Origin of the sequence: Bacteroides sp. 43_46 (assembly GCF_001915455.1) — a bacterium.
GTDB lineage: Bacteria > Bacteroidota > Bacteroidia > Bacteroidales > Bacteroidaceae > Bacteroides > Bacteroides caccae.
Genome location: NZ_MNQN01000007.1, coordinates 1 through 2,308 on the forward strand (window position 1 = coordinate 1; position 2,308 = coordinate 2,308).

1 protein-coding gene is annotated in these 2,308 nt (G+C 36.0%); it reads right to left on the reverse strand.

Annotated features, from left to right (window positions below; all coding sequences use genetic code 11):
- Positions 1-43: 43 nt before the first annotated feature.
- A partial coding sequence (locus BHV72_RS00220; RefSeq protein ID WP_286853307.1) for a hypothetical protein occupies positions 44-2,308 on the reverse strand: 2,265 nt, incomplete at its 5' end.

A 2,308-nucleotide genomic window follows, 5' to 3' on the forward strand; every position in this document is an offset into this window, starting at 1 on the left:
GCATATCAAATTTAAACTATACTTTCTATCTTAGCCCGAATGTTTACTGTACTTTTCTTGTTACAGTTACCTTGAATGTCTTGGTTACAACACCCCAGTCGTGAGTATAAGTGATGATGAATTGAACATCATGCTCATAAACAGTACCTGTAGGTTCGCCATTCCAAGTAAGGATACCGTTAGCATAGCTGTATTCAGCCTTGTCTGCTTCAGAGATATCAACTTTAACACCTGTAGATTCAGAGTCCTTCTGATACAATGTAGCTGCAATAGGTTCTGCTTTAGCAAGATCATTGGCTCCATCATATACTACCAACTTATTACCAACAGCATCTTTCAAAGTCAAATCTGTCCATTTCTTCTTGTCAGCAGCAACTTTCAAGCCATTAATCAAATCAAAGAGATTAATTTGTTCACCAGTTGCTAATGCAGGATTGTTATACTTCAAGTCAACAACATCAGAGAATGCCAAGATCGGTGTTTGCACAGTCCATTCTTCTGTATCGAAGAGTACACGTTTAGAATCAGTATCACCTGCTGTAATATCGTAAATATCAACTTTCAGTTTGCCAACCTTAGCCAAATCTACACGTGGAGTAAATACAATCTGGTTAGTAGTAGCCCACTTGATATCACCACTCTTCATCATTTCCTGAACATAAGCGTTCTGGTTCTTTGAAGCCATATCAAATTTCACTATAGCATCTTCAGGAACAACATCATACATTTCGTCAAATACCTGAGATTGCATAATGAAGTCTGTGTAATTTGCTCCACTCTTAACCCATTCACCCATGATAATGCGGTTCTTATACTGATCCTTAATCGGACAATCGAATGTATAAGTTACAGAGAAGTCGTTGATTGTAACCTTGAACAGTTTATTCTCATACTTGTTGTAAACACCGTAAGGAGTGTTGATACCATCGGTCATCACCATATCATAGTCACTGTTCCAATCATAGTTATTATATGAATAGATTGACCCCATCAACAAATTAGCCTTCTTGATTTGTTTCTGACCAGCACCTGGTGTCAAAATTAAGAATAAAGAATCTTTATCTGCATTATTTCCACCATTCTTATAGTAGAGAACAGCTTCATTTACAATGGCATTATCTTCAAAATATTTAGCAACTTCAGTTACATCTTGATTTCGTACATTCCAGAAGGAATTGAAACATTGACTAGACTTGTTAGTATAACCTACCAACTTGTTGGCTGTGTCATATTCAGGTATATACAATTGAACAAAAGTAGAATACACCGTATTGTTATATGAAACAACATCACGTCCTTCGATAGCATTTTCAAAGTCACGAACATCCAAAGTGATAACTTGAGATTTTGCACTATTGTAAGTAAATGTGAAGTTGTCTGTAGCGTTCAACGGTTTCAAAGCAACAGTTGAGAAGTTAGGATTAACAGCAGGACGAACTGCTTTGATAAATACTACATTCTTTATCTCATAATCTTTAATTCCTTCTTCTTGAGCCTTAACAGTAGTAGTTACTTCAATAGCTGCATATTCATCAATAGCAGAAGCTTGGTTAGTTGATTTCACAGACAAGACATTATCTTTCAGTTCAAAGATACCTTGATGAGTCTTGATAGTTTGACCCTTAAAAGTGTATTCTTCATTCTGATCCAACAGTCTGAAAGCCTTTTCATAAACAATACCTGTTTCTTTTACCCAAACCTTAGCACTTTGAATATAAACATCAATAGAATCATTTACATTGTAAGTACCTTGATAGTTGAATTTACCAAAATCATATCCATCATAAGCATTCCATCCTTCAGTAATAATCTTCGGATAATTGTTACCTGTTACGGTAGTGGAAGTGAATGCGTTCTTGATATTATCAGTAGTAACATTTGTTCTTCCTACTGTAAAGTAATCAGAAGCAGAAGTGTATTGACCATACATAGTTACATCTAAAGAAGTTGCAACTACTGTTCCTTCACTTATTCCTTCATTAGGTATCATGGCAAGTTTCAATACTCCGTTTGCTAAAGTAGCCGAACCATCCATATATACCAAAGCCGGTTCTACACTACGACTCAATTTGTATGTATCAACGAACGAGAATTTAGCATTGTCCAATGAGAAATCACCCGGATAAACCTTGAAAGAAGCATAAGCAGGGACAGCTGCAAACAATTCATTATCTGTATTATACACATTATAAGCATAACAAACATCATAGGCATCATCAACAGCCTGTTTTCTGTAAACTACAGTCTGTAACCCTTTGAATGCAGAACCTTCCTGCAGCAAAGTATAGTTCTGTCCGTCGATAGTCAC